5 protein-coding genes are annotated in these 4,413 nt (G+C 74.5%); all 5 read right to left on the bottom strand.

Translation table 11 applies throughout. The features are described from left to right. Positions 1-19 precede the first annotated feature (19 nt). The 5 genes from CKO13_RS10900 to CKO13_RS10880 are packed head-to-tail and all read right to left on the bottom strand — an operon-like array spanning position 20 to position 4,369. Positions 20-1,465 (bottom strand): mannose-1-phosphate guanylyltransferase/mannose-6-phosphate isomerase, encoded by a 1,446-nt coding sequence (locus CKO13_RS10900; protein WP_200260855.1) that lies wholly within the window; start codon positions 1,463-1,465, stop codon positions 20-22. Between the two features lie 7 nt (positions 1,466-1,472). Then, entirely contained in the window at positions 1,473-2,543 is a 1,071-nt protein-coding gene (locus CKO13_RS10895; RefSeq protein WP_200260852.1) for a nucleotidyltransferase domain-containing protein, read from the bottom strand. Then, positions 2,452-3,498 carry an HprK-related kinase A gene (locus tag CKO13_RS10890; protein WP_200260849.1) on the bottom strand — a complete coding sequence of 349 codons (1,047 nt, stop codon included), beginning with the start codon at positions 3,496-3,498 and terminating at the stop codon, positions 2,452-2,454. The genes CKO13_RS10895 and CKO13_RS10890 overlap by 92 nt, the downstream gene beginning before the upstream one ends. An 8-nt stretch (positions 3,499-3,506) precedes the next feature. Next, positions 3,507-3,779, bottom strand: coding sequence for a hypothetical protein (locus tag CKO13_RS10885; protein WP_200260846.1), 273 nt, complete (start codon positions 3,777-3,779; stop codon positions 3,507-3,509). Between the two features lie 20 nt (positions 3,780-3,799). Continuing rightward, entirely contained in the window at positions 3,800-4,369 is a 570-nt protein-coding gene (locus CKO13_RS10880; protein ID WP_200260843.1) for a hypothetical protein, read from the bottom strand. Positions 4,370-4,413: the final 44 nt, after the last annotated feature.

Here is a 4,413-nt window from a genome sequence, read left to right as displayed (position 1 = left end):
CGCTGCTTCCTCCCCCGGCCTAGGAGGAGCGGCCGTAGAGGTCCTCGAAGCGGACCAGGTCGTCCTCCTCGAGGTACGGGCCCGTCTGGATCTCGATGATCTGCAGCGGGATGCGCCCCGGGTTCTCCAGGCGGTGGGGGCGCGTCGCCGGGACGTAGGTGGACTGGTTCTCCTCGAGGTAGATCTCCGAGTCGCCGTTGACGACGCGGGCCGTCCCGGCGATCACCACCCAGTGCTCGGAGCGGTGGTAGTGCATCTGCAGGGAGAGCTTGCAGCCGGGGTGGACCACGATGCGCTTGAGCTTGTAGCGGTGGCCGCTCTCCAGCGTGGTGTAGCTGCCCCAGGGGCGGGCGACGGTCACGTGGGTCTCGGTGAGCTCGCGGCGGCGCTGGCGGACCCGGCCGACCAGCTCCTTGAGCTCGGCGAGCCGGGAGCGGGGGCAGACCAGGGTCGCGTCGCGGGTCTGGACCACGGCGAGCCCCTGGACCCCGTAGGCGGCGATCAGGCCGCCGTCGGCGCTCCACAGGAGGCTGTCGCCGCTGTCCACCGGCAGCACGGGCCCGTCGACGACGTTGCCGGCCGCATCCTTATCGCGCTGCTGGTAGAGGGCCTCCCAGCTGCCCAGATCGCTCCAGCCGAGATCCGCGGGCACCACCGCCACCCGCCCGGCCGCCTCCTCCACAAGGCCGTAGTCGATGGAGACCTCCGGCAGCGCCGCGTAGGCCTCCGCCCCGGGGAGCGCGCCCTGCTCGGCCCAGGCGGTCACGGCGGCGGCCAGCTCCGGCTGGTGCTCGGCGAGCAGGCCCAGGAAGGTGTCGGCGCGGAAGACGAACATCCCGCTGTTCCAGTAGTAGCCGCCGCGGGCGAGGAAGTCGGCCGCCGTCCGGGCGTCGGGCTTCTCGACGAAGCGGCCCACGGCCTCGACGCCGGCGCAGAGGGCGGGACCCGCCTCGATGTAGCCGAAGCCCGTCGCCGGCTCCGTGGGCCGGATCCCGAACAGCACCAGGTAGCCCGCCTCCGCCGCCGCCTCCGCGGCCTCCCAGGCCGCGCGCAGCGCCTCGGGCGCCTCGATCCAGTGATCGGAGGGGAAGACGCCGACGAGGGCCTCGGGCTCGTCGCGGGCGATCCGCGCCACCGCCCAGGCGATGGCCGGCAGGGTGTTCCGGGCGAGGGGCTCGGCGAGGACCCGCTCGGCGAGCGCCGGGGCGACCTCGTGGAGCTGGCCGACCACCTCGAAGCGGTGGTCGGCGTGGGTCACGGTGGTGACCCGCTCGGCCGCCACGGCCGGCAGCAGGCGCCGCGCCGTCTCCTGGAGCAGGGTCTGCTCGCCGGTCAGGGCGAGCAGCTGCTTGGGCATGTTCGTCCGCGACAGGGGCCACAGGCGGGTCCCCGAGCCGCCGGCGAGGATCAGGGCGTGGCGGCGCTGCGCCCCCTGCGCCGCTTCCCCAGAGGTGGTTGCCGTCATCGTGGTGCTACCCGTGTCTGTGGGTCGGGGTTTCGCCGCCCCCTGCCCTCGCCCCCTGCGGGGCCCGGAAGGCCTTGTAGAGGAGGTGGCGGGCGAGCAGCGTCGGCGGCATCTTCAGCCAGTGGCCCCGCAGCAGGAGCGCGGCCCGCGCCAGGGCGTCGCGCCGCGGGGTCCGCGAGGCGCGGGTGTTGAGCCCGTGGCGGAAGAGCGCGCGCATGGGCCCCCGGCGCCAGCGGGGCGGGCCGTGGCGCTCGAGCCGCTCGGCGGCCGCCGCGGGGACGCGGGTGCCCAGCAGCGTGCGGCCGCAGGCGAGCGCCGGCTCCACGAGCCAGGCCACCCCGAGCGCCTCGGCCTCATCGAGGAGCTCCTCCCAGAACCGATCGCCGCGGGCGGCCTGGAAGTGCTCGACCAGGGCGTGGATGTCGTAGAGATCGCGCAGCCCGCGCTGCCACTCCGTCTCGGCGAAGAGGTGGACGGCGGCGTGGAGCGCCAGGTGCTCCGGCGCCGGGACCCGCAGCCGCCACGGCGCCGCCAGGGGGGCGGCCGCGTCGAGGACCCGCCGCGGCTCGACCCGAACGGCGAAGGTCTCGGGGAGGAGGTTGTGGTGCAGGTCGAGGGTCGCCCCCCGGCGCCGGTGGACCAGCGGGGGCAGCTCGTGCATCCACTGGCGGTAGTAGCGCTGGTCGTGGGCGTCGTGGGGGCTCGCCTGCCAGCCCTCGAAGAAGAGCAGCGACTCCGCCCGGCCCACCTCGTCGGCGGGGAAGAGCAGGTCGATATCGTGGCAGACGCGGCCCGCCGCGTTCGGCAGCCCGGCGAGCAGGTACGCCGCCCCCTTGAGGGCGACGGGCGGCGAGAGCCGCCCCAGCAGCCCGCCGTCGAGCTGCTCGAGCTCCCAGCGCACCGCCTCGGCGTTGCGCTCGGCGGCGAGGTACCCGCCCCAGAGGTGGCGCGCCGCCGGCTCCGGCAGCCGCTCCTGCACCCCGGCCTCACCGGCCAGGCGCCACAGGGTGCCGAGCAGCTCGCTCTCCCGCGCCGCCTGCAGCAGCCCCGTCCACTCCGGGCCCGTGAGGCCGGCCATGGTATCCGGGCTCGCCAGCGCCCGGCACAGCGCTCGGCTCCCGTCGGGTCGCGAGCTCATCGAAGACCTGTACCGCCTCCTCCAAACGGCTATAGCGAAAATCGTAGCAGGCCACCCGCTCGACCAGATCGGCCGTGCGGTGGAAGGCCCGCCGCCCCAGGGCAGCGTAGTTGAAGGCGTTGGCCGCCAGGCCCATGAAGGCCTCGGGCCGGGAGCGCTCCGTCAGCCGTGTCGGCGCCCCCGGTACGAAGCGCGGGAAGACCAGCCACGCCGGCGCCGCCGGCTCCTGCGCCCGCCGCACGCTCTCCGGCGGCGGGCGCATGTGGGCCACCGTCCCCTTCAGGGTGTCCCGGCACGGCGCGCTCAGGGCCGCCTCGGGCGCCAGGCGCTGGACGGCCTCGATGGAGGCGTTCTTCAGGCTGACGGGGCGGGCCGTGCCCGCCACCGAGACGCGGCCCGCGCCGAGCTCCACGAGCGCCGCCTCGTCGGTCAGCAGCCGCCACCCCCGGCAGGCCAGGGCCGCGCAGAGGGTGCTCTTGCCCGAGCCGGGCGGCGCCGCCAGGAGCAGCGCCCGGCCGCCGCGCTCGAGCGCGGCGGCGTGGAAGATCAGGCGGTCCCGGAGCTGGCTGGCGATGCACCAGTTCATGCCCCACTCGAGCATGGGGCCGGCCTGGTGGTAGGCCAGGGGCTTGAAGACGCTGCGGCCGTCCGCCAGGAAGAGGACCTGCGGGCGGTAGTAGCGCCGCACCCCGCGGGGGGGGCGTAGCTGGCAGGAGAAGTCCGCGATCCCGTCCGCCTCGCCGAGGGGGAAGTCGGCGTAGAGCGCCGCCAGATGGGCCGCCACGCCCGGGATCGAGGTCCGGATCCGGGTCGTCACCGGCCCCGTCGCCAGGCTCAGCCCGCCCCGCGCTAGGCGCCCGGCGAGCTCGGAGCGGCTCAGCTGCCCGATCCGCACGCGGCCGGCTACCGGATCAGCCCCGCTGCCCGAAGGCCCGCCATCGCCTCCGCCAGCGCCGCCTCGTCGCCGAGGCGCTCCCGGAGCCGCTCCGGGGCGGCCCCGCCGAGGTGAGCGCCTGCCCACAGGAGGCGCGCGGGCAGGCCCTCCAGCCAGTGGGTCTCCCCGCTGCCGGCGTGGAAGGCGAGCACCCCGCCGTCGAGCGCCCGGATCTCCAGGAAGGCCGCTTCCCCCTCCAGCACCCGGTCGCCCTCACCGCCCGGCAAAGCCTCGGGCTCCATCAATCCCGCTCCCGCGCTGATCAAAAGTCGAAGGTATTCTCGAAGAAGGCCGTAACCTGGCTCGTAGTGAGCTCGTCGCCGGCGCTGGTAACGTACACCCCATCACGCTGGGTCACGGTTACGATCTCCCGGACCTCCTCCTCGGTGAGCGTATACCCCAGGATGAACTTGGCGTTGAGCAGCGCCGCCGTGCCGGCGCGCAGGAGCTCGGACGCTGCCCCCTCGACCGCCTCCTGAAGGGTGATATTCCCCGCATTCACGAGCTCCGGGAAACCGTACTCGGAGTCGACAGGCTCGTTCTGGTTGCGGGCCCACTCCGGGAAATCCTGCTTAGACAACGACCCACTCCAATACTCGGAGCCCCGGCCGCCGCAGGACTCCGTTTCCGACTCGCCGGAGTTCGCCGATGCAAACCCCGAGATGCTGCAGTTGCCCGCCGCCCGCAGCGGCTGGCTGCGCAGCGTCAGCAGCGCCGGGATCCCCCCCAGCGCGGCCTTGCCGAAGCGGCGCCGCGAGGGCCGGTGCCCCCGCTCCCCCAGCCGTTCTACTTGGCCGTCACTGCTCTCTTCTTCTGGGTCTCGCTGCGCCATACCGTCCTCCCGAGCCGAGGCTCCCTGCCCCCTCTGTCCAACCC

The sequence above is a fragment of the Halorhodospira neutriphila genome (assembly GCF_016584055.1).
In the GTDB taxonomy this organism is placed as follows: domain Bacteria; phylum Pseudomonadota; class Gammaproteobacteria; order Nitrococcales; family Halorhodospiraceae; genus Halorhodospira; species Halorhodospira neutriphila.
This window is presented reverse-complemented; position numbering and strand designations above follow the sequence as displayed.